Here is a 26,072-nt window from a genome sequence, read left to right as displayed (position 1 = left end):
ATGAATTCCTCGTCAAGAAACACGAATGTGAAAATAATAACGTTGCCGATAGTGCTGCTCTGTCTGATCTGTATTCTCTTTCTGATTCCGAGACAGGTCATTGCCGAGACCGCAAGTTCGCCTCAGACCGATATCGTCACCAAGCCTAATGGAATAATTACGGTCGGAGCGGATCAGAATTACCCACCTTTCGAGTTCATAGACGAAAAAGGCCGGCCGGTAGGCTTCAATATAGACCTGCTTCGCGCGCTTGCCGAAACTATGGGGTTGAAATTGGAGATCAGAACCGGGTCTTGGAACTCAATTAGAAAAGCAGTGGAAGAGGGACGGATTGATATGGTTTCCGGCATGTATTACTCAATTGCCCGGGAGGAAAAAGTCGATTTCTCGGTATCTTTCATATGGATTCACGAAAGTATTTTTGTCCGTTCGGAATCGTCGCTATCAACTATCGAAGATCTTAAAGGCAGGGAGGTCATCGTCCAGGATGGTGATATAATGCATGATTATATCGTTGAGGACGGCAAGGTTGCGAAGATCATTGAAGTATATAATCCACTTGACGGCTTACGTCTGCTCTCTTCGGGCCGGCATGATGCGGTGCTGTTGCCGAAACTGCAGGGAGAGTATCTGCGCAGGAAACACCATCTTGACAATATAATGCCGGCAGGACCAGCTATGCTTGTTCAGAAGTACAGCTTCGGAGTGGCTAAGGGCAACCCGGAACTGGTCGCCATTCTCGACCAGGGTTTGGGTCTGCTTAAAAGCAGTGGCAAATATAACGAAATAAAAGAAAAATGGTTTGGCGTCATCGAACCCAGTCGCTATGAAACCCTGTATAGAATAGGTTCTATGGTGCTCTTGCCGCTTCTCTTGCTTCTTGGCGTTTCCTGGTTCTGGAACTGGTCCCTGAGGAAGAATGTCCAGCGTAAGACCAGTAAGCTTGCCGAGACTTTGAGCACCTTAAGTGACCGGGAGGCGCACTTGCGGGCGGTGGTGGAGTGTTCTTCTGATGCAATCCTGGTGCTGGATCGGCGTTTTCGCATGATAGACTGCAATCCTTCATTCATAAACCAACTCGGCTATATCTGCGAAGAAATTGGAGGCAGACGGATATCGTTTATCCTCTCAGAGGAGGAGGACGCTGCTCATTTAGAAAAGGCTGTATTCTCCGATATTATGAAAGTTGAAACCTTTTGGGGGGAGCATCTCTTCCGCAGTAAATCAGGAGTCTTGGTTCCCATGGAGATCAGTATTTCAGAAAAGATTCTAGCTGGCGGGCACCTTGAGGGATATGTAGCTATCATGCGCAACATATCCAAACGCAAACATGCAGAGGAGGATAAAATTCGCCTGGAGCATCAATTACGGCAGATCCAGAAAATGGAGGCAATCGGCACCCTTGCCGCTGGTATTGCTCACGATTTCAATAACATATTATCATCGATCATTGGCTATTCGGAGTTGGCAAAGAAAACTGTTGCCAAGGAAAGCCAGGCGAGTCAGGACATAGATGAGGTTCTTGAATCAGCTGATCGCGCCAAGGCTCTGGTTCGACAGATTTTGACCTATAGCCGACAAGCCGACCAGGAACGAAGGCCGGAAAAGTTGAGTGTACTGGTTGATGACTCCCTGCGCTTACTCAGAGCTTCCCTGCCGGCAGCCATTGAGATAAACCGCAATTTTGCCGTGGAAGACGATCTGGTGCTTACCGATGCCACCCAGATCAGCCAGGTTATTTTCAACTTGGTCACCAACAGCGTTCAGGCTATGGATCCATCACGATGCCGTCTCGATATAAGTATCAGGATAATTGAAGTGACTGAGGATACAGCAGCTCTGTCGCCTTCCGTCGCTCCCGGACCACATCTCGAACTAACTATTTCCGATACGGGCCATGGTATTGATGATAGCCTTATTGAACGAATATTCGATCCCTTCTTCACTACTAAGGGACCCGGCGAAGGTACCGGAATGGGTCTTGCCGTTGTCCACGGTATCGTCAAAGACCATGGCGGGTTCATCCGAGTGGACAGCAGACTGGGTGAGGGCACCTCTTTTCAGATTCTTCTTCCCCAGTTTGAAGGAGAGTTGGGTGCTGCTTCGTTACCTCAATCAGTTTTTGGAGGAAATGAACATCTGCTCTTTATCGACGATGAGGTGAGGCTGGTATCGGCATGGCGGCGAATCCTGACTGCGCTGGGGTATTCAGTCACAGTGGCGACAAATCCTATCACCGGTTTGGAGATTTTCCGTGAACGCCCGCAGGATTTCGATTTGGTGCTCACCGACCTGGACATGCCATTGATGTCCGGTCTTGAGTTAACACGGCAGCTTCGTACAATTCATCATAAGATACCGGTTATTCTTCACACCGGTTTTAGTGCCTCCGTAAATGAAACCGAGGCGGAGGCGGCAGGTATCAGTTGTGTGCTGCACAAACCAATTTCCACCGCAATTATGGCCGAGACCCTGCGCACTATTTTCGATAAAGATTGATCATCGACAGGACGAGATTTAAAGACGGAATAATATGGCTCAAATACTTGTTATTGAAGACGATCCCAAGATAAATAGGGTGCTCGAGCGGATAGTATCCGATCTTGGCCACAAGGTATCGGTTGCCTTCACTCTGGCGCAAGGTTTAAAAGCGGCTATGGAAGCGGATTTTGACATAGTGCTCCTCGACTTGACTCTCCCGGACGGTCACGGTCTGCGCATTCTGCCCCAACTTCGGGAAACCGCATCGCTACCCGAGGTTATCATTGTCACCGGAACCGGCAGTCAGAGTGGGGCGGAACTCGCCTTTAAAAGCGGTGCCTGGGATTTTGTCCCTAAACCTTTTTTACAGGAAGACGTGGCCCTGCCGTTAACCCGAGCTTTGCAGTACCGGGATGAGAAAAAGAATGTCACTCCGCCCCGTGTATTGTCCCGGGGAAATATAGTCGGAGATTCCATGCCTGTCAGCGCCTGCCTGAAAGTGGTAGCTCAGGCTTCAATAAGCGATGCCGGAGTTCTCATTACTGGTGAAACCGGAACAGGTAAAGAGCTTTTTGCACGAGCCATCCATGCCAACAGCTCGCGCGCAGAGCAGCCTTTCGTGGTCGTCGATTGTGCCGCACATTCTGAGCAATTGATAGAAAGCACGCTTTTCGGTCATGAAAAAGGGGCATTTACCGGGGCCGAACAAAGCCGCACAGGCCTGATCAGTCAGGCCAATCTGGGAACTCTCTTCCTTGACGAGGTGGGAGAACTCACCCCCGCCATGCAGAAGGCCTTTCTGCGGGTTTTGCAGGAGCACAGCTTTCGGCCTATCGGTGCATCCGGTGAGCGTGTCAGCGATTTCCGGCTGTTGGCGGCCACCAACCGGAATCTGGAAGATATGGTGGAGAAGGGACATTTTCGCCTGGACCTGCTGCACCGTCTCTGTTCACTGACCCTCGACCTTCCGCCATTGAGACAGCACCTGGAGGATATCGACAGTCTGGTGGCACATCATCTGCGGCTGGCGGGTACTGATTCCGGCTCGATGATTAAAGGCTTTACACCCGAATTCATCAAATCCCTCAAACAATATTCCTGGCCCGGCAATATCCGCGAACTTTTCAACACGCTGGACTATGCACTGGCTCATTCCGGAAGTAATCCCACCCTCTATCCTTTCGATCTGCCTCCGCAGGTCCGTATGAGTAAAATCGAAGAGCGTCTTGATTCTCAAGATAAGCAAGAGTCGGCAGTTTCTTTCAAAATTGCTCACGGGCAAAAGCTTCCTCCTTTGCAGGAAGTTCGAGAGGGCGCAATAGCTGAGCTTGAGGAGAAATATCTTCTCGAACTGATGCGCAGGACCAGAGGACGAATCCGGGAAGCCTGCGCAATGGCCGGTCTTTCAGAATCGCGCCTGCATGCATTGTTAAAAAAATATAACACTCCCCGTTTTCGCTGAGCGTCTGCTGATTCTTTATGAACCTCAAATTTTAAAAAAGATCCGCATTCTCAAAAACTGCACAGATATCCTGTGCGGCAAGAGATTAAACTCTTGCCGCACAGGAGCCCCTCGTCCTTTTTTGCCTTTACCGCTGCTTACCGTGTGACGTATTCTCCTGATTTCGCAAGGCATATAGATTTATTTGTGAACAGGCAAGTATATTGTATCTCTGTAGAGCGTAGCCATTGGAGCATACTCACAATCGAATAGTGTGAAAGTCAGATATGATGGTGTCGTCCTCTTTCCGGCCTTGTAATTTCCGGCATAGATCTTTTATCAAATAGTGAATTAGAGAAAAAATGTTAGGTATCCTTACAGCAGTCAACAACGCCATAGAAAAATTTGAACGATTAGCCGTTGCCTGGAGCATTATCATTATGGCCGGTGTTTCGATTATCAATGTTATCGGCCGTAATGTTTTCCAGCACAGCTTTACCTGGGCTGAAGAAATTACTCAGTTTACCATTGTCTGGGTTACCTTCATCGGCTTGAGTTATGCGGCTCGCAAAGGAGTGCACATTCGTATGACGGCTATCTTCGATTTGCTCTCCCTGAAGTGGAGTCGTATCCTGATGGTCATTATCTCCCTATGCACTGCAGCACTGTTATTTTTTCTGGCATGGTACGGATTCCAGTACACGCTTAAACTGTATACCATCCAGCGCCATACCCTGGGACTGCAAATCCCGCTTTATCTTATCATTATGTGGGTTCCTATCGGTTTTGCATCTGCGGGAATTCAATATATTCACACTGCGATAATGAACATAACCGGGCACGATCTTTATATATCTCCAACCCTGAAGGGAGTTGAAGCAGGGGTTTCCCAGAAGATTTAAATTAAGGGGGTTTTACAATGATTTACGTACTAATGGGAACCATGATTTTTCTTCTTCTCCTTGGTTTTCCCATGTTTGTGCCTCTTGCCGTTGGTGCATTTGCCACGGTCATGATTTACTTTCCCTTTGTCGATCCCTCCATGCTGGTCCAGCAGATAATCGGAGGAGTACAGCCTGTTTCTCTGATCGCCGTCCCGATGTTCATCTTTGCTGCGGATATCATGACCTCGGGGCAGGTTGCCACCAGGCTGCTCGATTTTGTGTTGAAGTTCGTGGGGCATAAGAGGGGAGGTCTACCCATTGCTACAACCACAGCTTGTACATTATTTGGTGCAGTCTCAGGGTCTACCCAGGCAACCGTGGTTGCTGTCGGCGGCCCCTTGCGCCCTCTCCTTCTTAAGGCCGGTTACAGCTCCTCCTATTCCACCGCACTTATTATTAACGCCGCTGTTATAGCACTGCTGATTCCGCCAAGCGTCTATATGATAGTCTATGGTGTTGTTGCCGGCGCTTCGGTAGGAGAGCTGTTTGTTGCCGGCGTGGGACCGGGCCTGTTGATCTGGCTGCTGTTCTGCATCTATTCATGGCTCGTTTCCAAGGAAAGCCTGCAGGCGGAGCCGGCGCCCTGGAAAGAAAGAATGAAGGCGCTGAAAAAGGCCCTGATGAGCTTTACCTTTCCGGTGATAATATTCGGCGGAATATATTCGGGTATTTTCAGTCCAACTGAGGCTGCTGCCGTTTCGGTGCTTTACGCCTTTATCCTCGAGTTTTTTATCTATAAATCGCTCTTGCTTAAGGATATACCCAAAATTGCGCTGCGCACCGGTATGATTACAGCCATCGTTTTCATACTGATCGCCATGGGGCAGGTGTTTTCCTGGACTGTTTCTTTTGCCAGAATTCCCAATATGATCCTGCCCCCACTGCTTGGAGAGGGGCCGACCGAATTTCGAATTCTCATGGTTCTCAGTCTCGCCTATTTTCTGGGGTGCATGTTTGTTGACCCCATTGTGGTGATAATGATCCTCACTCCGATATTCAAACCTGCCATAACAGCTTCAGGCCTGGATACCGTCCTTATCGGCACCATTGTAACTCTGCAGGCGGCAATTGGATCGACTACTCCACCCTTCGGCTGCAATATTTTTACCGCCATAGCCATTTTTAAGCAGGATTACTGGGATGCTGTGCGGGGGGTGTTCCCCTTTATCGCCATTATGATGCTGGTTTCCCTGCTCTTGATTCTATATCCACCGCTGGCGCTTTTCCTAAGAGATATGATGATTCAGTAAAACCATACCGTTTAATGGAGGATTTTGATGCATGAATATTCATTTTTCCACAGCAGACAGTAGCAACCATAAGCAACTCAATTCAGGAGGAAGTAAGACAATGAAAAAGAATTTCAGGTGTATTTGCAGTATCTTTTTTGTCACAATTTTAGGTTTTGCCTTTGCCGGAGCAGCTTTAGCCGCTCCCAAATATCAGTGGCGCATTGCCAGTGAAACCATTGCCGGCAGTGTTGCCGATCTCTATGCCCAGGAACTGGCCCGTCTATTGAAAGAAAAATCAAACGGCGATATACAGCTGGAAATATATCATTCCGGTTCTTTGGGAACGCCCACGGAAATGTTCGAGCTCACTTTGGCAGGAGCGATAGAGTTCTGCCTTACCGGGCCGAGCCAGTCCAGCTCAATCGTTCCCGAGAATCAGATACTCGGATTACAGTTTCTTTTCTCTGATAACCATCTGGCCAACCGGGATTTTCTCGCCGAGAGCAAGGCCCTGAATGAGATGCTCAACAGGAAGTATGAGGCCAAAGGTATCACCGCGTTATCCTATTTTGCAGAAGGGGCGATGTTCTGGACCGCCAACAAGCCGATTAACAAGCCGGAAGATTTCAATGGCGTTAAGATTCGGGTAATGCCTTCAGAACTTCTGGTGGAAACCTACAAGGCCTACGGCGCCAATCCTACACCGCTTTCTTTTACCGAGCTATACAGTGCCCTGCAGCTTAACATAGTAGAAGCCCAGGAAAATGCTCCCGTTACCACCCAGGAAATGAAGTTCATGGATGTGCAGAAATATCTCATAGGCTCAAGGCACAATGTCTATGTAATGCAGCACCTTGCCAATGTAAATTTCATGGAGTCCCTTCCCGAAGATATCCGTCAGATCGTTCTTGAATCCGTAGACGAGGTTCGTCCATATATTCATGACGTACAGGTGAAACTCAATCAGGAGCGCCTACAGATGATGGTTGATAATTTCAAACCGGGACAGGATTATTACGACCTTACCAGCGAGGAGCGAAATGTATTCAAGGAAGAGGCCAAGAAGGCGGATGAAACCTATTACAAGCTTTCCCGGGATCCTGAGTTCGCTAAAAATCTTCTCGCCACCTTCAGGAGTGAGATGGAAGAGATAGAAAAGCGGCACATCAAACAGTAACCGGAATACCTGAAAAGTCGGGGGCAGCCTCCCGACTTTTCGCTAACCGTCAAAGAAGTGGCATTAAATTTTCGGCATCCCCCAAGGGGATGCCTTTGTCGTACATGGATGTGGTTTTCCAGAGCAGCCGGACCGCACCATTGTCGATGCCCACCGGAGGAAAAAAAATGGCAAGAAAAAAATATATCCATGCGGTGCCCAATTTCAGCAATGGGCGCGATAAGGAAGTTTACGAAACAGTTGTCGATCAGATCAGAAACCGGGAGGGTGTGCAGTTGATTGATTACTTTCCCGATGCCGATTTTAACAGGACCGTCATCGAGTGCATTGGTGAACCGGAGCCCCTAAAAAAGGCTCTTCTGGCAATGGCCGGGAAATCATATGAACTCATCGATATGGAAAAGCAGCAAGGGAAGCATCCACGAATCGGAGCACAGGATACCATTCCTGTTTTCCCTCTCATGAATATAACTCTTGAAGAATGTAGAACCCTTGCCGAAGAAATCGGCCAAGAGGTGTGGGCGCAATATAAAGTACCCGTCTACTATAGCGGCGAGAATGCCAGGTCTACCGAGAGAAGTGAGCTTGCCTACATCCGCAAGGGGCAATATGAAGGACTCAAAAAGGTGGTTCATCTGCCCGAGAGAGCGCCGGATCTTGGAGAAGGCGCCCTGCATTCTACAGCTGGAGCAACGATAGTGAGTGCCGGGCAGAGAAATCTGGTAGCCATCAATATCCTTTTAAATACCGAAGATCTTGAGATAGCCAAGAAGATAGCCAAAATGATGCGAGGCCCCAGTGGAGGTTTCAGCTCCATACGTGCTGTCGCATTCAAGCCGGATGGTTATGATAATGTAGCGGTTTCCATGAATATGTTTGATATAACTCAGACTCCTATTTACAGAGCCTTCCAGGTTATCGAAAACGAAGCAAAACGATATGGACTCAGCATAGTCGGCACGCAGGTCTGTGGTACGCTCCCCCAGGAAGCGCTGATAAATTGTGCCGAATATTTCCTCAGGCTGGTAGATTTCAACTATAATCAGATAATCGAAAACAATATTCTTGCGATCAGATAAGAGACTTTCGTAAATAGTCTCCAACAGATGCCACTATTGAGTGGACTCCGAGATGTGGGTCTATTACGAAATCAGTGGGTGGCAGTGGTATTATTTTTGACTCAATCAGGAGGAGCCTTGTATGCTCATAACAACACAAGTAAATCAGCTGCTCGAAGAATTGGCTTCTGACTCACCTGCTCCCGGTGGGGGCAGCGTAGCAGCACTGTCAGGAGCATTGGCGGCGGGGCTTCTTGCCATGGTCTGCCGTCTGTCCATCGGTAAGAAGGGATTAGAGCAGCATGCTGAAAAAATGCAGTCGGTTTTGAACGAGGCCGAGGCTCTGCGCAGGGAACTTGAAAAGCTCATCGATCTCGATACCGAGGCCTTCAACAGTGTCATGAGTGCATTCAGAATGGCAAAGACTACCGCTGAGGAAAAATCAGCCCGCAGCGCCGCTATCCAGAGCAGTTTTCGTCAGGCCGTCGATATACCTTTGAAAACAGCACTAGGCTGCGGAAAACTGCTTGACCTGGCTCTGGAAATAGCTGAAACTGCAAACAGCAACTGTATCAGCGATCTTGGCGTGGCCTGTCATTCCGCCTATGCCGGGGTACGGGGTGGTGTGATGAATGTCAGCATAAACCTGCCGTCCATCAAAGATCAGTCCTTTGTCGACTCAACCAAAGAAACTAACGTCGATATTTTGGCGACGGCTGAAAAAACACTTCTTCGGCTCGATCACATCGTCAGTCAAAGGCTTCTTTGATGGCCGCGCGATAAGCGCAGAATGCCTCTCGGCAACTGTGATGATTCGCTGCCATCTTGTTTGGAGATAAACAGCATCTGAAGCCGTCGCTGGTTCAGTGCCGGCTTCCCCATAATGGTTTGGTCAGCTTAAAACGTAGTAACAGGAGCAGACTGTTCCCCTGCTCTTGCACTTGCCGGAGAGATGTTTTACTTGTTTTAGAGTTATCCGGTCCAGCGTGGTTCTTCAGCAGCCTATTGCAGTTTGACTGCTCCTTCAATCCGGCAGTGATTTCAGAGACAGTTGAAGAATCCGGCACTATCTGCAAAACCTCAGCCATTGCAGCATGATCCCCAAAGCTTACCGCTCACTTCATGACCATCGAGAGTGCTATGAGCGGTATCCGGCCGGGTGGAGTTGGGTCATGGTCGTTGATTATCCATTTTTCAAATTATAGCAGATAGTGGTACCTATCTGACAGTGCCTGACAACAAAGGATCTTTCATGGCACCTTATATGCCGCCGTGAAAGGTGAGATCTCAAATCATCACAAGGAGGAATTGCTATGACGAAAAAAAATCAGGTCTACAAATGCGACAAGTGTGAAAATGTGGTTGAGGTCAAGAGGGCAGGAGAGGGCGAACTTGTCTGTTGCGGAGAGGCAATGCAGCTTTTAAGCGAAGAGGAAGCAGAATCTTATCGAACATCTACGTCCTATTAATCCTGAAAACGCCTTGGGCATCGGTGATTTCGCCGATGCCCGGCTTTGACCGTAAAAGAGGCCAAAACACATGTCAACATACACAAAGCGGAAGTATGTAATATTTGTTTTGTGGATAGTCTCGGTGGTTTCCTTTTTTGCCATTCATTCTTTCAGCGAATCCCCTAAAACGGAAGGTAAAGCCATGAAACTATTAAGTAGCGATTTTGAAGATAATGGATTTATTCCGAAAAAATACAGCTGCAAAGGTGAAGACGTAAATCCAACATTATCGTGGGATGATGTCCCTGAAGGAACAAAAAGCTTCGCCTTGAGTGTCAAGGACCCGGATGCCCCATCGGGAACATTCATACATTGGCTGGTCTACGATATAGATGAGTCCACCAGAAAGATTGACGAAAATTCCATTCCCGGCAAACAGGTGAAGAATAGTTTCGGTAAAGAAAATTACGGCGGACCCTGTCCTCCGTCAGGGGTACATCGCTATTATTTTCGACTTTTCGCTCTCGACAGCAAGTCTCTTGGAAGTATAGAAAGTTCGGAAGATTTCGATGGAAAGGTTAAAAAACACACCATAGAAGAAGCCGAATTAATGGGTAAATTCGAGAAATAAATATGTTCCTAAAAAATTAGCCTGAAAAAAAAGAACCAGGGATTCATAGGAAAAAAAACATGAACGGCACGCGATTTATTGTGGCGGGAAGTTTTGTCGACGGCAGCGCCGCAAATGTGCGCAAAAATGTCTTTCTGACGGTGAAGAAAGGCATCATTACTGCCATTGATCCCGCAGTGCACCTTCCTCGCAATGACAGGGATGCAATAGAAGATTTCTCCCACTGCACGATTCTGCCGCCGCTGGTTGATTGCAGCGTCCACCTGCTGCGCTCGCCTTCGGTAGACGGACGAGAGCAGCGTTCCACTGAAAATGCAGGCCCTGCTGAAAAACTGGCAATGCTTGAGCGGCATATCCGCTATTGCCATGCACATGGGGTTTTGGGAGTGGTGGACAGCGATGAAATAGCCAGCCTGCTAGATTTATATCAAAAGAGAAAGGGGGAGGGGAGTAACATCGACATTCGCATACCCGGGCATCTCTTTAGTGGCAATCAGGATTGCGGGCCAGGTGCATCAGGAGACGGCGATTTTCTTAGAATTGGGTATTCTTCCAATATCGAAGACGAAGAAGGGCTGGGACCCCGACTAGAGCAGGAAAATCTTTACCGCCTTTTGCAGAACAGAGACCTGAAAAAGACGGTGGTGGTAGCCAACGGCTCGCGGCAGGTCGAGGAGGCGCTTGAGGCTGATTGCGACGCTATCGAACAAGGATACGGCATGGGCGAGGCCAATCTTAGGGAAATGGCAAAAAAGGGTGTGCTCTGGATACCCAGTGTACTGCGGGCCAAGAATGCACTGGACGGTGCGGGCTCCTGCGGGGATGTAAGCTGCCGTTTCTCCCAGCGTTATGTGGCACCAGGAAAACCGGTCCCTGGGGCAGAGACTTTTTGGAAAAAGATGCTTGCCGATCAATTATCGCAAATGCGTCTGGCCAGGAGATTTGGAGTGACAACGGCTGTGGGAACCGGAGCCGGCAGTATGGGAATACTCCATGGCGAGTCTATGGTCGAGGAGATGAAACTCTTCATCAAGGCCGGATACTCTCTGGAGGAGACTATCCGCTGCGCCTCGCAAACCGGAGCAGAATTCTTCGGAATGAAAGAGCTTGGCACCCTTACTGTAGGGAGGAAGGCAACATTTCTTGTTGCCAGAGGAACGGTTAAGCAACTGCCAAGAAAACTCTCTTACCTGGAAGGTATCTATGTCGCTGGAAGACCAAGTATCGCCTATCGCAAGCATCCTTGAAGGCGGACCGGGTAGCGTTCATTAAAACGGAAGCCCAACAAACACCTTCATATTACTGCTTCCGTTTTTGTTCAAGTACGGAAGAATGGACATCATTCTACCGAAGGGTGTTTCGTACAGGCGGTGTGCCAGGGTTTTATGTCTGCCAAAGTTGATAGCGTGGGCAGGGGGCTAGACGGTTATGTGAACAGCAAGGCTTCATGGCGACTAAAAAAAACTGGCCAGGTACTGGGGATGTTCAATTGCTGGAGCTGTAAAAAGCTGGCAATCGAGGTCGACGAAAAGTATTATGACGTTTTGTTTCCGGAAATAAAAAGTAGCCCTCATTATCGTCAAAAAGGCGCGATAGGTTGGGATGCAAGCGACATGGCGGGGAAAGTAACACCATCCACATCCTGCACAGCAGATCGTATTGCAAGATATTGATACTGTAACCGATTACAGCAATCGTGTTCAGAGATTAAATTGGCTTACCGCCCATCTCGGCATTTTCATCTGAAAAGCGATGCTCGCGACTCAGACATTAAGTATATACCTGTGCTTGGTTTTCCTGAAAGCACCTTAATATGAGAAAAAAATTGCAATTCTCCGACAACTCCTAATTGTTACCAAGGTGTCTCTTTATATCTTCTTTTGACCACTTGAGATGAGCCGTCAGCATCTTGACAAGACCTTCTTCATCGCCTTTCTTCAAGCATTCCAGCATTTGCTCGTGTCCGCGCAGGGCCAATCCAATGGTCTGCGTGGTCTTGATACTTTCTGTGCGATATCGTAGCATCAATCGTCTCAAATGTTGACACAACTCATACAAATGTCTGGCTTGTGAGGCCTTCCCAATTGTTTCGTGGAACGCTTCATCATATTTCAGGAATCGGTCCGGGTCATTTTTTTCTAGGGCGTCTCTCGACTGAGCGATGTTTTTCTCAAGACTTTTGATGGTTTTTTTGTCAATTCTCCTGATAGCCCACTGACAAGCTAGAGCTTCATTTACCCTACGAAGTTCAAACACCTCCTCCAGTTCATCCCAAGCCAACTCTTTAACCCGGTATCCCACTCGAGCAATAGCCTCAATGAAACCGTCTTTTTCAAGTAAATGAAGGGCTTCCCGAACAGGCGTCCGAGAAACTCCGTATTCAGTGGCTATTTGTGACTCAACCAGCCTGCTGGTCGGCAGGATTACCTGGTCGAGGATCTGTTGACGAAGATGTTGGTATATCTGTTTACGAATGGGGTCGACCTTTTTTATACTCGATGGAGATCCTGATTTCTTAAACATTTTTCAAAAATTAATGTGTTTTTTCCTATTTGGTATTTATTCCAAAACTTCAAAGCTTGAAATACGGTATCCCAAATACATTAGAGTTTATGGCATTTAAATAACGATATTTTCGCTCGTTGTCAATAATTGCTCAATGAATAAATTTTATTCCTTTCCGCTTGACAGAAATCCAAAAAATTTCTAATACTGGGGTACAGAATACAGTACTTCATAAATTCAATCACAAGTATGATGGAGAACGGTCTATGAAAATTGCTATTATTGGCGGTGCCGGTAGCGTTGGGGCTCCGACAGCATTTTATCTTGCTGCGCAGAAACTGGCTGATGAAATCCTGATGATTGGAGGAAAACAACAAAACGTTCTCAAACAGCATGCCATGGATCTGAGTACTGCTATGTCAGCGAAAAATATAATAATACGTGCAGGGGATTATCAAGACTTGGAAGGTACCGATATTGTCATTAACGCAGCAGGGATAGCACAAGGCCTGATCACTGATCGAATGGAAATGCTGCCCAAAAACATAGTACTCATCAAAGCGATAGCCGCGCATATCAAGCGGCAATGTCCAGATGCTTTTGTCATAACAGCTACCAATCCGGTCGATCCATTGAACTATGCGACCTATCTTGCAGGAGGTTTTGATCGGAAAAAGCTGATCGGGTATTCCCTTAACGACTCCTTTCGCTTCCGCGAGATGATAGCCAAAGGATATAACATGAAGGTCAGTAGGGTTGGTGGCATAGTCATCGGTGAGCATGGTACCGCCCAGGTGCCTCTGTTTTCGACAGTCCGCATAGATGGCAAAATCGTCAATGTTGCTGAAGACATAAAGCGTTCCGTATTTCAAACTATCCCCACTATTCTTAGAGATTACGAAGGACTCCGAGCCGGAAGGACCGCGGGCTGGACCTGTGCTATCGGACTAGAACTCATTGTGCGGGCCGTGGTTGAAAACAGCGGAATAGTGCTTCCCTGTTCGGTGGTTCTGGAGGGTGAATATGGTTTGAAGGGATTGAGCATCTCAGTACCCGTGGCTCTTGGGCGCACTGGTGTACAGCAAATAGTAGAATACAACCTTGAAAAGGATGAGCAGGAACGGTTCGAGATAGCATCAGGACTTTTGTTTGATGCGGTGAAAAAAGTAGAAAGCTATTTGTAATATGGGCACCATTTCCCGTCCCACGCCAAGTGGGACAAAGAATTGCAATAAGGAAAACATAATGCAATATCCATTTGAAAAGCTTTTTGAGCCGGGAATGATAGGACCGATCAAAGTAAAAAATCGAATTATCAAAACGGCAAACGGTACGTCATATATGGATGAAGATCAAACGTGCGGAGATCGCATGATCGCCTATTATGAGCGGCTGGCCAGGGGGGGCGTGGGTTTGCTGGTGGTGGAGTCATGCGGTGTCGAATACCCTCTTGGAATTCAGCATATTCACTATTTTGAGGACGGCAGCTATGAAGGGGTACAACTCCATTTTGACGATGATCGGTTGATCCCTGGTTTTAGAAAACTAACTGAGGCATGTCACAGATACGATTGTAAGGTATCCATTCAGTTTCAGCATTCTGGTCCCTGGAATCCGACGGGATTGTTGCCAAAAGATATGTCTGTTCGCGAGATAAAATGCGCTTCATCCATGAGTGAGGAGGAGCTGCCCGGTCCCGATTTCCTCCCATGCCGGGAGATGACGAAAAATGAAATTGAGCAACAGGTCGATTTTTGGGCGAGCGCTGCTGAAAGAGCATATCGGGCAGGTTTTGATGCCTGCGAGATCAATCACGCAACCTGTCACCAGGGAAACACTTTTTTATCGCGAATTTGGAACAAACGCACCGATGAATATGGACCTCAAAGTTTCGAAAACCGCACCCGATTCCTACGCCGTTGCATTGAGGAAAGCAAAAAACGTACTGGTTCCAACTTCGCCGTTCACGTTATTATGAATGCGGTGGAATATAACCATCCCTTGGCAACAACGCTTGAGGAGGGAGCAGAAATGGCCAAACTTGTCGCGGAGGTTGCCGATGGGCTCAACGTACGCGGCGAACGGTACGGCCACCGTGGTGGTCTTCTGCAGCCGGACCGACTTTATTACCCTGAACTCCCAGATGACCTTCCCAAAGATTATGACTGGAGCCGTAGCGGAAAAGGAGGGTCAGTGCCTCTTGTTGAAGCGATAAAGGCAAAAGGAGTGCAAATTCCAATATGGACTGCCTGCCGGCTCGATCCCATTCTTGGCGAAGAATATCTGCGGAGAGGGTCACTTGACTTTGTGGGAATGACCCGCAGATTGTTGGCGGACCCCGATCTGCCTAATAAGACAAAAGAAGGCAGGCTCGAAGACATTCGCTGTTGCAATGGATGCTTACATTGTTTCGATATGCGCAATCGAAACAGAAAGCTGGAATGTAGAGTTAATGCCACTCTCGGTCGAGAATTGCTCCCCGAATTCCAGGCTCGACCGGTTGGTAAGGTTAAGAAAATAATGGTCGTAGGTGGTGGTCCATCAGGAATGGAGATGGCTCGCCTTGCAGCCAGACGCGGCCATGAGGTTGTACTCTACGAAAAAGAAAGCAAACTTGGTGGATTGCTTCCAGTCGCCGCAATTGTCAAAGACATTGAGACAGAGGATTTGACGATGTTTGTTAATTATCTAACAACTCAGATAAAAAAAGAAGGGGTAAAGATTCACCTCAGAACTGAAGTGACACCCTCTCTCGTTAATCAAGAGAAACCGGACGCTCTGGTCATAGCAGCAGGTGCGGCGCATACAACCCTTGATTTGCCGGGAGCAATGAGTCGAAGGGTGGTAAAGACAGAAAAAATCAATAATATTTTAAAATTATTACTTAAATATCTCACTTCAGCTCAATTGGGAAAATTAACGAAGCTCTGGATGCCCTTTGGTAAAAGTGTAGTCATTATGGGAGGTACCATCCATGGGTGCGAATTGGCAGAGTACCTGACAAAACGCCGCCGCAAAGTGGCAATTGTGCATAATGGTCATAAAGAAGAAATTGGCGACAAAATGACCATTGATGATTTGGACAACCTCTTGCCATGGCTGAAACAGAATCATGTTCCTGTCTGGGAGGAGGTGGAATATCAGCGAATTTCCAGCCAAGGTCTTGAAGTCTGTTTGAAGGACAGGCGTAAATATATAATCAAGGGGAAAAACGTGATAAGCACCCAGGACTGGGGGCCCAACCAATCCATAGCCGAAAAATTTAAAGGATTGATCGCCGAAACTCATATCATCGGTAGCTGCAGAGAACCTGGATTGATCGTTGACGCCGTTCGCGAAGGAGCAAAGCTTGGTTTATCAATTTGAGAAAAAAATATTTTATCATGTAGATGCTGACATGAAATGCCTTAACGCGGATTCGCCATACTCTTGCTTGTATTTCTCTAATTACAAAGTGTTGATCGACCAAATGGGGATTTAGAATATGCGGATAACTGTTGTCGGAGCGGGGGCAATGGGTTGCCTTTTCGGGGGATTGCTAAAATTGGGACGCAGTGATGTGGTGCTTGTGGATGTTTGGCAGGAACATGTTGCGGCGATTAACGCCAAAGGACTTATCATCGATAAAGATAAAAAGAGATTTGTCATTAACGTTCCGGCATGTCTGCCTTCTCAGTTACAACCTCCAATAGATCTCCTTTTACTGCTGACGAAATCTTTCAATACTGAAGCGGCCCTTCGAGACGTTGCGGGTTGTATTTCAGAGTCCACCCATGTGATGACCTTGCAAAATGGTGTTGGTCATGTCGAGACTATAAATAAATTTGTCAGGAAAGATAAAATTATCCACGGGATCACCACCTACCCAAGTGATCTCATCGGGCCAGGCCAAATTGAGACCAAAGGTGACGGAATTGTAAAAGTGATGTCAGTAGATGGAAGCAACGGCTCCACTCTAGGTCAAATTGTCGAAGCCTTGCACAATGCCGGTATGAACTGTGAGATCACCCCCGATGTATCTGTTGCAATCTGGGAAAAGCTCGCCTTTAACTGCGCAATGAATGGGCTAACCACAGTGCTTCATATGAACGTGGGTATGCTAGGTGATTCACCTGAGGGGCTTCACCTGGTAGGGCAAATGGTCGAAGAAATTGTGTCAGTGGCTAGAAAGAAAAATATCGCCGTCGACAAAAAACGAATTATGTCCACAATAGCCATGGCCTTCATGGAACACCGCCAGCATCACCCTTCAATGCTCAAAGACATAATGACAAAAAAGAAAACCGAAGTTGAATCGATACATGGTGCCGCAATACGGCAGGGAGCACAGCTTGGCCTTGAACTACCTGTGAATTCAACAATTTATCGACTGGTAAAAATAATAGAAAATGAGACATTAAAAAATGAATTTTACGGTTGAGATGTTGTATCAGAAACGAGAGAAAAGCATGGAGAGGACAGAGGTGGCATCACTTCAATAAACTACAAAAGGAGAATGTATGAAGAAGAACAACTTGCTATTTTTGTTGATAGTATTTGCAACCTTTTTAAGCCCGATGAGCGCTTTTGCGGATGACCCTGTTATTCTTCGTTTTACAACTCAGAATAATGAAAACAATCTTTCTTCAGCCATGGCGCTACGTCCATGGGTTGAGCAGGTGGAAAGGGTGACAAAAGGGAAAGTTAAAATCCAGATTTTTTACGGCCAGACACTGGCTAAGGGCCAAGATTCTTGGAATGCTGTTAAATCAGGTATTGCCGATATCGGCTGGTGCCCTCAGGGGTATTGGCCTGGTCTCACCCCATTGACGGATATTATCACGCTGCCCGGTCTTCCCTTCTCAAACGCAGAACAAGGGAGTGAAATGTTGTGGAGACTTTACAGCCAGTACCCCGCAATGCAGGAAGAATTCAAAGACGTCAAAGTACTGCTTCTCCACACCAGTGAACCTTATCTTCTCATCACAAAGGGTCGGCAAGTGCGAGATTTAGCCGATATTAAAGGAATAAAGATAAGAACCTTTGGTAGAAACTTAACCACCCAAGTTAAAAGCTTGGGAGCAGTTCCTGTGACAATCCCTATGCCTGACACTTATCTCGCACTACAAAAAGGCACTGTTGATGGTATGGGAGTACCTTGGGAAGCAATAAATGGTTTTCGCTTCTACGAGGTAGTCGACCATTATACTGAAGTTCCATTTGGAGCCCTCTTTTTCTCAGTCTCAATGAACAAGAATGTCTGGAACAAACTCGACAAAGAAACACAGGATGCAATCATGAGTGTGAGTGGCCAGGAAGGATCGAAATTCTGGGGTAAAAATTTCTTCGATCTAGCAAAGAATAAAGCTATCGAAAATGCCGCCAAGGCGGGCAAAAAAATCGAGGTTGATAAACTCTCACCAGAGGAACGCAAACAGTGGATCGATATGAGCCGCCCAGTTTGGGAAGAATGGATAAATGATAATAAGGAAAAAGGAAATACCAATGCGGAAGAGATCATGGACAGTGCTCTCAAAATGTAGGAACATTTTATTTGATAACCTTTGCCCGATTGGCTGGAAAGTGGTTGGCTCTCACTCACCTGTTTAGGGACCACCGCAGGTACTTATTAGCAGACCTCCGTTTTAATTTCGGCTATCCTCGTGGAGGGCCGGTATTTGGATTGCGGACTTCTTGTCGGGGTATTCGATACGCAATTGTTTTATCTGGAAAGGCAACTATACTGATGGAAATACCTCAGTATCTGTATCAAAACATCCTTGACGCCGGGGCACGGTTAGCAGCATGGTCACACCAATGTCGATCAGACTTCTCCGAGTCTGCGCTCATCGCGAGTCTATCAAACAAGAAAGGACTTACAGATTGATCTGTAAGTCCTTTATGTATTTCATGGTGATCTAACCACCAACCCATCATGTTTTTCAGATATTTAACAGCATCAGCATACACTGGAATACATCACTTTTTCAGAGAGCCCGCCCGAATAATGATAGCAATAAGCTGTTAGGAGAAAAATCTTGCCTCTCTAGAGAAATCTGTCGAATTCTAAGATCTTCTACTAAAATCTGTTTTTTTCAGCCTATCCCAGAGCAAAATTTTTTATTTTTAATTTGTTGTATTAGCGGAACTATCTCACACTTTTTCACCTCTGTGAGGTCTTATTTAATCTAACGGTCGTCTTCGGTTATTGCATTGATATATCAGGAAACATCTTAATCAGCCATGCCAAGTCTCTCTTTTAGCCTGCCAATAGATCTACAGCTTTTTACCCTGAATTTATTTTGTAACACAATGAGATAGCAATCCCTTGAAAGTACGGTTGGAAGAGGATAGGCTATAGAGGATTGATTAAGTATCGAGGAGAATTTACGGAAAAATCAAGGTTGGCTTACAAAAGCGATGAGACCTATCACCTATTTGTTGTCCGGTAGAGCTAAGTGCCTTTATAGAGCCGAGAGTGAACATTCATGGCGAATCATAGCATAAAAGAACCGAGAGACTGGGCCATAGCCATTACCCAGACGGTTCGCGAACCATTCATTGTTCTCACTAAAGAGCTTCGAGTATTGGCAGCCAGCAGTGCCTTCTACCATAAGTTCCGGATAACAAAGGAGGGTTCCGAGGGTCGGATTATCTATGATCTGGCAAATCGTCAATGGGATATTCCTAAGCTCCGCCAGCTGCTTGAAAAAATGATATTTGAGCAGAATAACATCGAAGATTTCAAGATGAGACATCATTTCGAGGTCTTTGGCGAAATGGATATGCTCATTAATGCGCGACGTGTTGTGCATGAGGAAAATAAGCCTGGATTGATTCTGCTGGCAATTGAAGATATTACGAAACTTTCCGTGACCTTGCAAGAGCGTAAACTGAGACAGAATGAAAAACTACAGATTTCTCAAATTATAGAACAACTTCCGGCAGGCATCTGTCTACTCAATCAGGAAGGCCAGATCCTTCTGGGTAATGCGATATCGCGATCTATCCTGCCAGCAATGATGCCATCCGTTGATCCGGAGCGCATGCAAAGATGGCAGACGTGCGATGATAACGGGAAGCCGATTCCGCAAAAACAGTGGCCTGGCGCACGGGCACTGCGTGGTGAAACAGTCATTCCCGGCATGGAGTTCGTTTATATCGATGACGCCGGTCATGAGTTTTGGCAGCTGGTTTCGGCCGTGCCCTTTGATGGGGGCAAAGACTCTAAAGAAGCCCTTGTGATTATACAGGATATTACCGAGCTCAAGAAAGCCGACGAGGAACTCAAGCGTAAAACCGCACAACTTGAAGCGACTATAGATTCCATTCCTGACGGCTATATTGTCTATGGTATGGACCGCAGCATAATGCGCATGAATGCAGTAGCCGAAGAGATACTCGGTTATATCGGAAACGAACAAAGTTTATCCTACGAAAAGCGCATGACTATGTTGCAGCTGCAGACCCTGATGGGCGAGTCCTTTCCGCTTGAACATACTCCCTCCAGCCGTGCCTTCGCAGGTGAGACCGTGCGCAACGAGGTCATGAGAATCGTTCGTCCGCACCGAAACTACTGGCTTTCGGTGAGTGCTGCACCAATTATTACAAGCGATGGCAGTATGCTTGGAGTTGTGTTGGGGTTGACAGATGTAACAGAGCACAAGAATGCGGAGGAAGCCCTGCGCCAGAGCGAAAAGCGTTTTCGGGGTACCTTTGAGAACGCAGCCGTGGGAATTGCTCTTGTGGGCCTGGAGGGAGAATGGCTGCTGGTCAACGACCGGTTGTGCGAGATCGTTGGCTATGAGCGGGAGGAACTTCTTCACAAGACATTCAAGGACATCACCCACCCAGAGGATATTGAATCCGACCTGCATCTGTTTGAGCAGGCCAAACAAGGTGAGATCGCGGGCTATCAGATAGAGAAGCGCTACTATCGCAGGGATGGCCAGGTAGTATGGATCAATCTGACGGCAAGCATACAGCGCGACGACATGGATCGACCGCTTTACCGCATCTCTATAGTCGAAGACATCAGCAAGCGCAAACAAGCAGAAGAAGCTCTTCGGGAAAGCGAAGAGAAATTCCGATCAGTCTTCGAACAGGCGGCTGTCGGTATAGGAAGGGTCAGTTTCCACGACGCACGCTATATAGAGGTAAACGACACCTTCAGTCGGATGGTCGGCTATACCCATGAGGAACTGCAACGAACTGCCTGGTCGCAGATTACCCATCCAGACGACCTCGACTCTGATTTTATTCCCTTTCGAAAAATGGCCGCGGGTGAACTGGAAAGCTATACGGTGGAGAAGCGTTTCGTTCACAAGAAAGGACACCATGTGTGGGCAAGACTTACACTTTCACTGGTACGCAACTCAAAAGGGCTGCCCGACTACGAGATTGCCATCATTGAAAATATCAGCGAGCGAAAAAAGGCGGAGGAGGCTCTGCAGCGCCGCACCAGAGAGGTTGCCGCCGTCAACCGTGAACTTAAGGCCTTCTCCTATTCCGTCTCCCATGATCTGCGCGCCCCCCTGCGTGCTATAATCGGCTTCAGCTCACTACTGAGCAATCATGCCCAATTGGACCGCAAGTCGAAAGAGTATTTGCAGAGAATCACAGCAGGGGCTGAAAAAATGAATGTTCTGATTGATGACATGTTGCGTTTGTCCAGCATCTCCAATCACGAGGTGGTTTTTCAGGAAATCGATCTGAGTTCCATGGCCCAAGCCGTGGCAGGCGAACTGGAACTGCAGTATCCGGAAAAGCATGTCGAAATATATATTGCCGACGATCTAAAAGCACAAGGAGATTCGCAGCTTATCAACATGATGTTGACTAATCTTCTTGGCAACGCCTGGAAATATACGGGTAAAACGGCTGAAGCATACATAGAGTTCGGCAGCTGTCAAAAAAACGGGAAGAAGATATTCTTCATCCGGGACAACGGTGCAGGATTTCCTATGGAGCAGGTAGACAGGTTGTTTGAGCCTTTTCAGCGGCTGCACAGCGAGAGCGAATTTTCCGGGACGGGCATAGGCCTCCCAATAGTCCAGAGAGTGATCAACCGTCATGGTGGAAAAATCTGGGCCGAGGGAGAGGTCGGCAAGGGAGCCGTCTTTTATTTCACCCTGGGCAAATGAAAAGCGCAAGCCCGCTGCTGTCGGTGCAGCCGGAAGCTGTAAACATGCACTTCCTCAGCCAGAGTTTGAGCTTGTTTCGCAGTTTTGGATTTAATGATGCCCAAAAATAATCAACTCAGTCCAAATAATAGCTGTGTCCCTCCTGAACAAGGGCTAAAGGAGCATTATCAAGATGGGGGGTGTGGTAAGCCAACACTTGGCCCGGGATAGCACGCTGCAGCGCCTCAACTTGTTTCCAGTGACTATGGACACTGCTTGGGTTGTCAAAATCAATTTCATGAAATACGAGATTGCAGGGAGCAAACCATTCAGGGGTAAGTTCTTCACGGTTGAGAATAGTGTTAATGTTTTCGTCAAATTTGGTGTCTCCTGAATAGCCAAAGGACTTACCACCCGCGGATATCCTAAATCCCAGCGTTCCATAGGGAAGAAAATGGTGATTCCAGCGGCTTTCGATTCTGACAGGTCCAAGATCCAAGGGTCTCTTAGGATCTAGAAATGTAATGTCTATAAGGCTATTAAAAGCCGGGCATAGTGGTGAAAATTGTTTTTTCAGGAGAGTGTAGACTCCTTTTCCTGTCAGGAGTTGAATGCGGGTCCCAGTATGCTCGGCCCTTTTAAGGAATGCCGAAAACCCCTGGATGTGGTCCTCGTGGTTATGGGTGATGATGATATGGGTGATGTCATCCCAGTGAATTCCATGCTGAGCCAATGTGTGGGCAGGATAACCGCAGGGATCAATCCAAATCACGTACTTGCCGAAGCGGATGACAACGTTCGACACAGTTCCTGTAAAGCCATTTCCGGACCCTATTGGTGTAATTTCCAGGCAATCCCTGGAGGAATTGTCTCTCGGCAGTTCAGACAGCAGGGCGTTGATTTCTAGATTGGGGTCATAGAGAGGAAGGAATTCATGCCTGTCGTACAGGCTCCGCCCATGGTCTGAGATGAGTATGTTGTCCTCCTGGAACTTTATTTTGAGTGGACCGTTAACGTAACTAGGAGTGGCTGGATGCCCACCGAACCATTTGGTTAACCAGCGTTTTTTAATAATTGAGAGACGCTGAGGATCAAAGAAAAACGAAAATGTTTCATCCAGATGGCGATGCATCTGATTCAGGTTTTTCGGACTACCTGTGTATTGTTTCTGAATCCCGCCTTTAACCTGAGCTTGCCAGAGTACAAATTCTTCCCCGGTGTAATTGTCGCCAGCCATAGATGCTTCCCAGTTGGGGACGACTACGGTTTCTTCCCTGAATCCATGGTGTGCGAGAAATTTCGCTATATCTGGCATACTCCCAACGCGGACGGTTCCCCTGGAAGTGGATACGAGGTCAACGTACAGACCACAATGTTCAATACGTTTCACTTTGTCTGTTATTGAGGTCAGCCAATTCTTGTTCATCGGTCATATTCTCCGGGAAATGTATGCGTTTACATTGTGTAATATATTATAGATGTTTATCTCTGCACTGCAATAATTATTTAATTTATAAGTTGTTACCTGGTAGATAAAAGCATGATAAAAAAAATTATGGCACAAAAAATTGGCATTGGTATACTGGTGTAAACGCTTACATGAGGCCAAAATGAGCACAATGATTGATGTTGCAAAACTAGCAGGTGTTTCTACAGCCACGGTTTCCAGATTCATCAACTCGCCAGATACTGTACGAGAAGCAACTCAGAAAAAAATCACACGGGCAATGAAAACCTGCAACTACAAGTACAATGCCTTAGCCCGTGGATTTGCAACCAAAAAATCGAATACAATAGGCCTAATCATACCGACCATTAGTAATCCGGTTTTTGCTGATTCTACCCAAGGTATCCAGGACTTTGCAGACAAGAGAAAAATGCAGGTCATTCTCGGCAACTCTTATTACAAATACGATCAGGAAGAAAAGTTAGTTAAAATACTCCGGGAAAGGCAGGTGGACGGTCTTATTATCACGACCACCAATCTAAAAGGTGATGTGCTCAAAACCCTTCTAGATGAAAATTTTCCCTTCGTATTGCTATTCAGTACTGTAAAGGGAGGCCCCATATCAGCGGTTGGGGTTGATAATTATCGCGGAGGTTATCTTGCTACAGAGCACTTGATAACTTTGGGTCACAAGCGCATAGGAATGCTTGCAGGAAGTTTTGCGATAACCGACCGTAGTTACCATCGATGGCACGGCTACCGGCAGTGTCTCAATAATTATGGTATCTCTTATGATAAAAAGCTCTTGGCTCAGACGGAATATTCCCTGGCTGGTGGACGGGATAGCGTCAAGAAACTGCTTGCCCTGAAAACTCCACCGACTGCAGTATTTTGCTCCAACGACTATCTGGCTCTTGGTGCAATGAAAGGGGCACGGGAAATGGGATTACGGCTGCCAGACGACTTGTCCATCGTGGGCTTTGATGATATGCAAACCGCCTCTTATCTAATACCGGCTCTGACGACCATCCGGCAGTCGGCATACAAAATGGGGGAAAGTGCAGCTGAACTCCTGTTTCAACGCATGGAGTCGCCAGGAAAACCTGTACAAAGAATGCTGGAATCGTCGCTCATCATTAGAGAATCAACAACGACCCCTCCAGACCGTGGGAACCATGCTGTACAAATAAGCAAAAATAAGTGATTTATAGCTGATACATGAACAACTGCAGTAAACGGCAAGTATACACTTCATTGGTTCTATAAACATTTACTAAAGGAGGAAGTACATGAGAAGCGAAATATTTGGCAAACAAATGTTGAAAACACTGGTAGTGGGAGTGTCCATGCTTTCATTAACATCCATGGCGGCAGCGACAGAATTGACTATGTTTTACCCGGTTGCTGTAGGTGGTCCCCTGACCAAGTTGGTTGACAGCCTGGTAAATGAATTCGAGGCAGAACACCCGGACATCAAGGTCAAGGCCACCTATTCAGGAAATTATTCCGACACGATGACAAAGGCCATGACGGCTCTTAAGGGTGGAAATCCACCCCATCTGTCGGTAATACTCTCAACTGAAATTTTCACCCTCATGGACAACAAAGCCATCGTGGCCTACGACGATCTGGTTTCATCCGAGCAGGACAAAAAATGGCTTGACAGTTTTTATCCCGCTTTGATGGAAAACAGCCGTACTGGCGGTAAGACATGGAGTATACCGTTTCAAAGATCCACAATCGTCATGTATTACAATAAGGATGCCTTCAGGAAGGCCGGACTTGATCCAGAGAAGCCACCGGCAACTTGGGACGAACTTGTCGAGATAGGCAAAAAGCTGGTCATCAAAGACGATCAAGGCACAGTTAAACAGTGGGGTATAGAGATCCCTTCAACAGGATATCCTTACTGGATGTTTGGAGCCCTCGCTCGTCAAAACAGTGAAGTGCTTATGAATGACAGTGGTACCGAAACTTACTTTGACAAGCCGGGAGTTGTTCAGGCCCTCGATTTCTGGCAGAAATTGGGAAAAGACCATGGCATCATGCCTGCAGGAACCATTGAATGGGGTACACTCAGGAGCGATTTCCTAGAGCAGAAAACCGCAATCATGTGGCATAGTACAGGTAACCTCACCGCAGTAAAAGATAACGCTACCTTTGATTTTGGCGTTGCCATGCTGCCAGCAGGCAAGGAACGAGGAACACCAACTGGCGGTGGAAACTTCTACATTTTCGAAAAAACCACCCCGGAAGAAAGAGCCGCAGCGCTTACCTTTGTTCAGTGGATGACCCAGCCTTCCAGAACTGCCCAGTGGAGTATCGGTACCGGCTATCTTGGCACACGTCCTGACGCCTATGATACTGCTGAGATGAAGACATATGTCAAAGACTTTCCGCCGGCAGCAGTTGCCAGAGATCAGCTGAAATATGCGACAGCTGAATTATCAGTTCATGAAAATGGACGAATTTATAAAATTCTTAACGATGCAATTCAGTCTGTCCTGACTGGAGCCAAATCTTCTAAAGACGCCTTGAGTGATGCTCAGAGGCAAACCGAACGTCTTTTGAAGCGTTATCGGTAACTCTATCTCTGGTCAGGGG

At 47.1% G+C, this 26,072-nt stretch carries 20 protein-coding genes; 18 read left to right on the top strand and 2 right to left on the bottom strand.

Going from position 1 to position 26,072, the window contains the following annotated elements; translation table 11 throughout:
• The first annotated feature begins 27 nt into the window (after window positions 1-27).
• The 11 genes from JWG88_RS02610 to JWG88_RS02560 all read left to right on the top strand — a co-directional run bounded on the left by JWG88_RS02610 (window position 28) and on the right by JWG88_RS02560 (window position 12,088).
• Window positions 28-2,499, top strand: coding sequence for a transporter substrate-binding domain-containing protein (locus tag JWG88_RS02610; RefSeq protein ID WP_205232125.1), 2,472 nt, complete (start codon window positions 28-30; stop codon window positions 2,497-2,499).
• 34 nt (window positions 2,500-2,533) lie between these two features.
• A complete protein-coding gene (locus JWG88_RS02605; protein ID WP_205232124.1) occupies window positions 2,534-3,943 on the top strand; it encodes a sigma-54-dependent transcriptional regulator in 1,410 nt (469 codons plus the stop codon).
• Between the two features lie 341 nt (window positions 3,944-4,284).
• Window positions 4,285-4,824 (top strand): TRAP transporter small permease, encoded by a 540-nt coding sequence (locus JWG88_RS02600; RefSeq protein WP_205232123.1) that lies wholly within the window; start codon window positions 4,285-4,287, stop codon window positions 4,822-4,824.
• Between the two features lie 17 nt (window positions 4,825-4,841).
• Window positions 4,842-6,116, top strand: a complete 1,275-nt coding sequence (locus JWG88_RS02595; RefSeq protein WP_205232122.1) for a TRAP transporter large permease — start codon at window positions 4,842-4,844, stop codon at window positions 6,114-6,116.
• Window positions 6,117-6,216: 100 nt separating this feature from the next.
• The gene (locus tag JWG88_RS02590; RefSeq protein WP_205232121.1) at window positions 6,217-7,275 is read left to right on the top strand and encodes a DctP family TRAP transporter solute-binding subunit; all 1,059 of its coding nucleotides are present in this window, start codon (window positions 6,217-6,219) and stop codon (window positions 7,273-7,275) included.
• A gap of 167 nt (window positions 7,276-7,442) precedes the next feature.
• A complete protein-coding gene (gene ftcD / locus JWG88_RS02585) occupies window positions 7,443-8,354 on the top strand; it encodes a glutamate formimidoyltransferase (RefSeq protein ID WP_205232120.1) in 912 nt (303 codons plus the stop codon).
• Between the two features lie 121 nt (window positions 8,355-8,475).
• Complete coding sequence (locus JWG88_RS02580) at window positions 8,476-9,102, top strand: cyclodeaminase/cyclohydrolase family protein (protein ID WP_205232119.1); 627 nt, start codon at window positions 8,476-8,478, stop codon at window positions 9,100-9,102.
• Window positions 9,103-9,646: 544 nt separating this feature from the next.
• Window positions 9,647-9,802 carry a desulfoferrodoxin FeS4 iron-binding domain-containing protein gene (locus JWG88_RS02575; protein ID WP_205232118.1) on the top strand — a complete coding sequence of 52 codons (156 nt, stop codon included), beginning with the start codon at window positions 9,647-9,649 and terminating at the stop codon, window positions 9,800-9,802.
• Window positions 9,803-9,872: 70 nt separating this feature from the next.
• Window positions 9,873-10,415 (top strand): YbhB/YbcL family Raf kinase inhibitor-like protein, encoded by a 543-nt coding sequence (locus JWG88_RS02570; RefSeq protein WP_205232117.1) that lies wholly within the window; start codon window positions 9,873-9,875, stop codon window positions 10,413-10,415.
• Window positions 10,416-10,474: 59 nt separating this feature from the next.
• The gene (locus JWG88_RS02565) at window positions 10,475-11,662 is read left to right on the top strand and encodes an amidohydrolase family protein (RefSeq protein WP_205232116.1); all 1,188 of its coding nucleotides are present in this window, start codon (window positions 10,475-10,477) and stop codon (window positions 11,660-11,662) included.
• 138 nt (window positions 11,663-11,800) lie between these two features.
• Entirely contained in the window at window positions 11,801-12,088 is a 288-nt protein-coding gene (locus JWG88_RS02560) for a hypothetical protein (protein ID WP_205232115.1), read from the top strand.
• Window positions 12,089-12,260: 172 nt separating this feature from the next.
• Here the strand turns inward: JWG88_RS02560 and JWG88_RS02555 are convergent, their stop codons facing one another.
• Window positions 12,261-12,938, bottom strand: a complete 678-nt coding sequence (locus JWG88_RS02555; protein ID WP_205232114.1) for a GntR family transcriptional regulator — start codon at window positions 12,936-12,938, stop codon at window positions 12,261-12,263.
• A 248-nt stretch (window positions 12,939-13,186) separates the two neighbouring features.
• Between JWG88_RS02555 and JWG88_RS02550 the strand changes: the two genes are divergently transcribed.
• From JWG88_RS02550 to JWG88_RS02530, 5 genes are all read left to right on the top strand, one after another.
• Window positions 13,187-14,104 (top strand): malate dehydrogenase, encoded by a 918-nt coding sequence (locus tag JWG88_RS02550; RefSeq protein ID WP_205232113.1) that lies wholly within the window; start codon window positions 13,187-13,189, stop codon window positions 14,102-14,104.
• A 1-nt stretch (window position 14,105) separates the two neighbouring features.
• The gene (locus JWG88_RS02545) at window positions 14,106-16,286 is read left to right on the top strand and encodes an oxidoreductase (protein WP_306793037.1); all 2,181 of its coding nucleotides are present in this window, start codon (window positions 14,106-14,108) and stop codon (window positions 16,284-16,286) included.
• A 118-nt stretch (window positions 16,287-16,404) separates the two neighbouring features.
• The gene (locus JWG88_RS02540) at window positions 16,405-17,340 is read left to right on the top strand and encodes a ketopantoate reductase family protein (protein ID WP_306793036.1); all 936 of its coding nucleotides are present in this window, start codon (window positions 16,405-16,407) and stop codon (window positions 17,338-17,340) included.
• Between the two features lie 79 nt (window positions 17,341-17,419).
• Entirely contained in the window at window positions 17,420-18,442 is a 1,023-nt protein-coding gene (locus JWG88_RS02535) for a TRAP transporter substrate-binding protein (protein WP_205232110.1), read from the top strand.
• Between the two features lie 945 nt (window positions 18,443-19,387).
• The gene (locus tag JWG88_RS02530; RefSeq protein ID WP_205232109.1) at window positions 19,388-22,042 is read left to right on the top strand and encodes a PAS domain S-box protein; all 2,655 of its coding nucleotides are present in this window, start codon (window positions 19,388-19,390) and stop codon (window positions 22,040-22,042) included.
• A 115-nt stretch (window positions 22,043-22,157) separates the two neighbouring features.
• Here JWG88_RS02530 and JWG88_RS02525 read toward each other — a convergent pair whose 3' ends face one another.
• The gene (locus tag JWG88_RS02525; RefSeq protein WP_205232108.1) at window positions 22,158-23,447 is read right to left on the bottom strand and encodes an MBL fold metallo-hydrolase; all 1,290 of its coding nucleotides are present in this window, start codon (window positions 23,445-23,447) and stop codon (window positions 22,158-22,160) included.
• Window positions 23,448-23,631: 184 nt separating this feature from the next.
• On the opposite strand from JWG88_RS02525, the gene JWG88_RS02520 reads away from it, so the two are divergent.
• Both JWG88_RS02520 and JWG88_RS02515 read left to right on the top strand, forming a co-directional pair.
• Window positions 23,632-24,672 carry a LacI family DNA-binding transcriptional regulator gene (locus JWG88_RS02520; protein ID WP_205232107.1) on the top strand — a complete coding sequence of 347 codons (1,041 nt, stop codon included), beginning with the start codon at window positions 23,632-23,634 and terminating at the stop codon, window positions 24,670-24,672.
• A gap of 85 nt (window positions 24,673-24,757) precedes the next feature.
• A complete protein-coding gene (locus JWG88_RS02515; protein WP_205232106.1) occupies window positions 24,758-26,053 on the top strand; it encodes an ABC transporter substrate-binding protein in 1,296 nt (431 codons plus the stop codon).
• The last annotated feature ends 19 nt before the right edge of the window (window positions 26,054-26,072 follow it).

Origin of the sequence: Desulfopila inferna (assembly GCF_016919005.1) — a bacterium.
GTDB lineage: Bacteria > Desulfobacterota > Desulfobulbia > Desulfobulbales > Desulfocapsaceae > Desulfopila_A > Desulfopila_A inferna.
The sequence above is the reverse complement of the archived record's forward strand: the minus strand, read 5'-3'. Positions and strand labels throughout refer to the sequence as shown.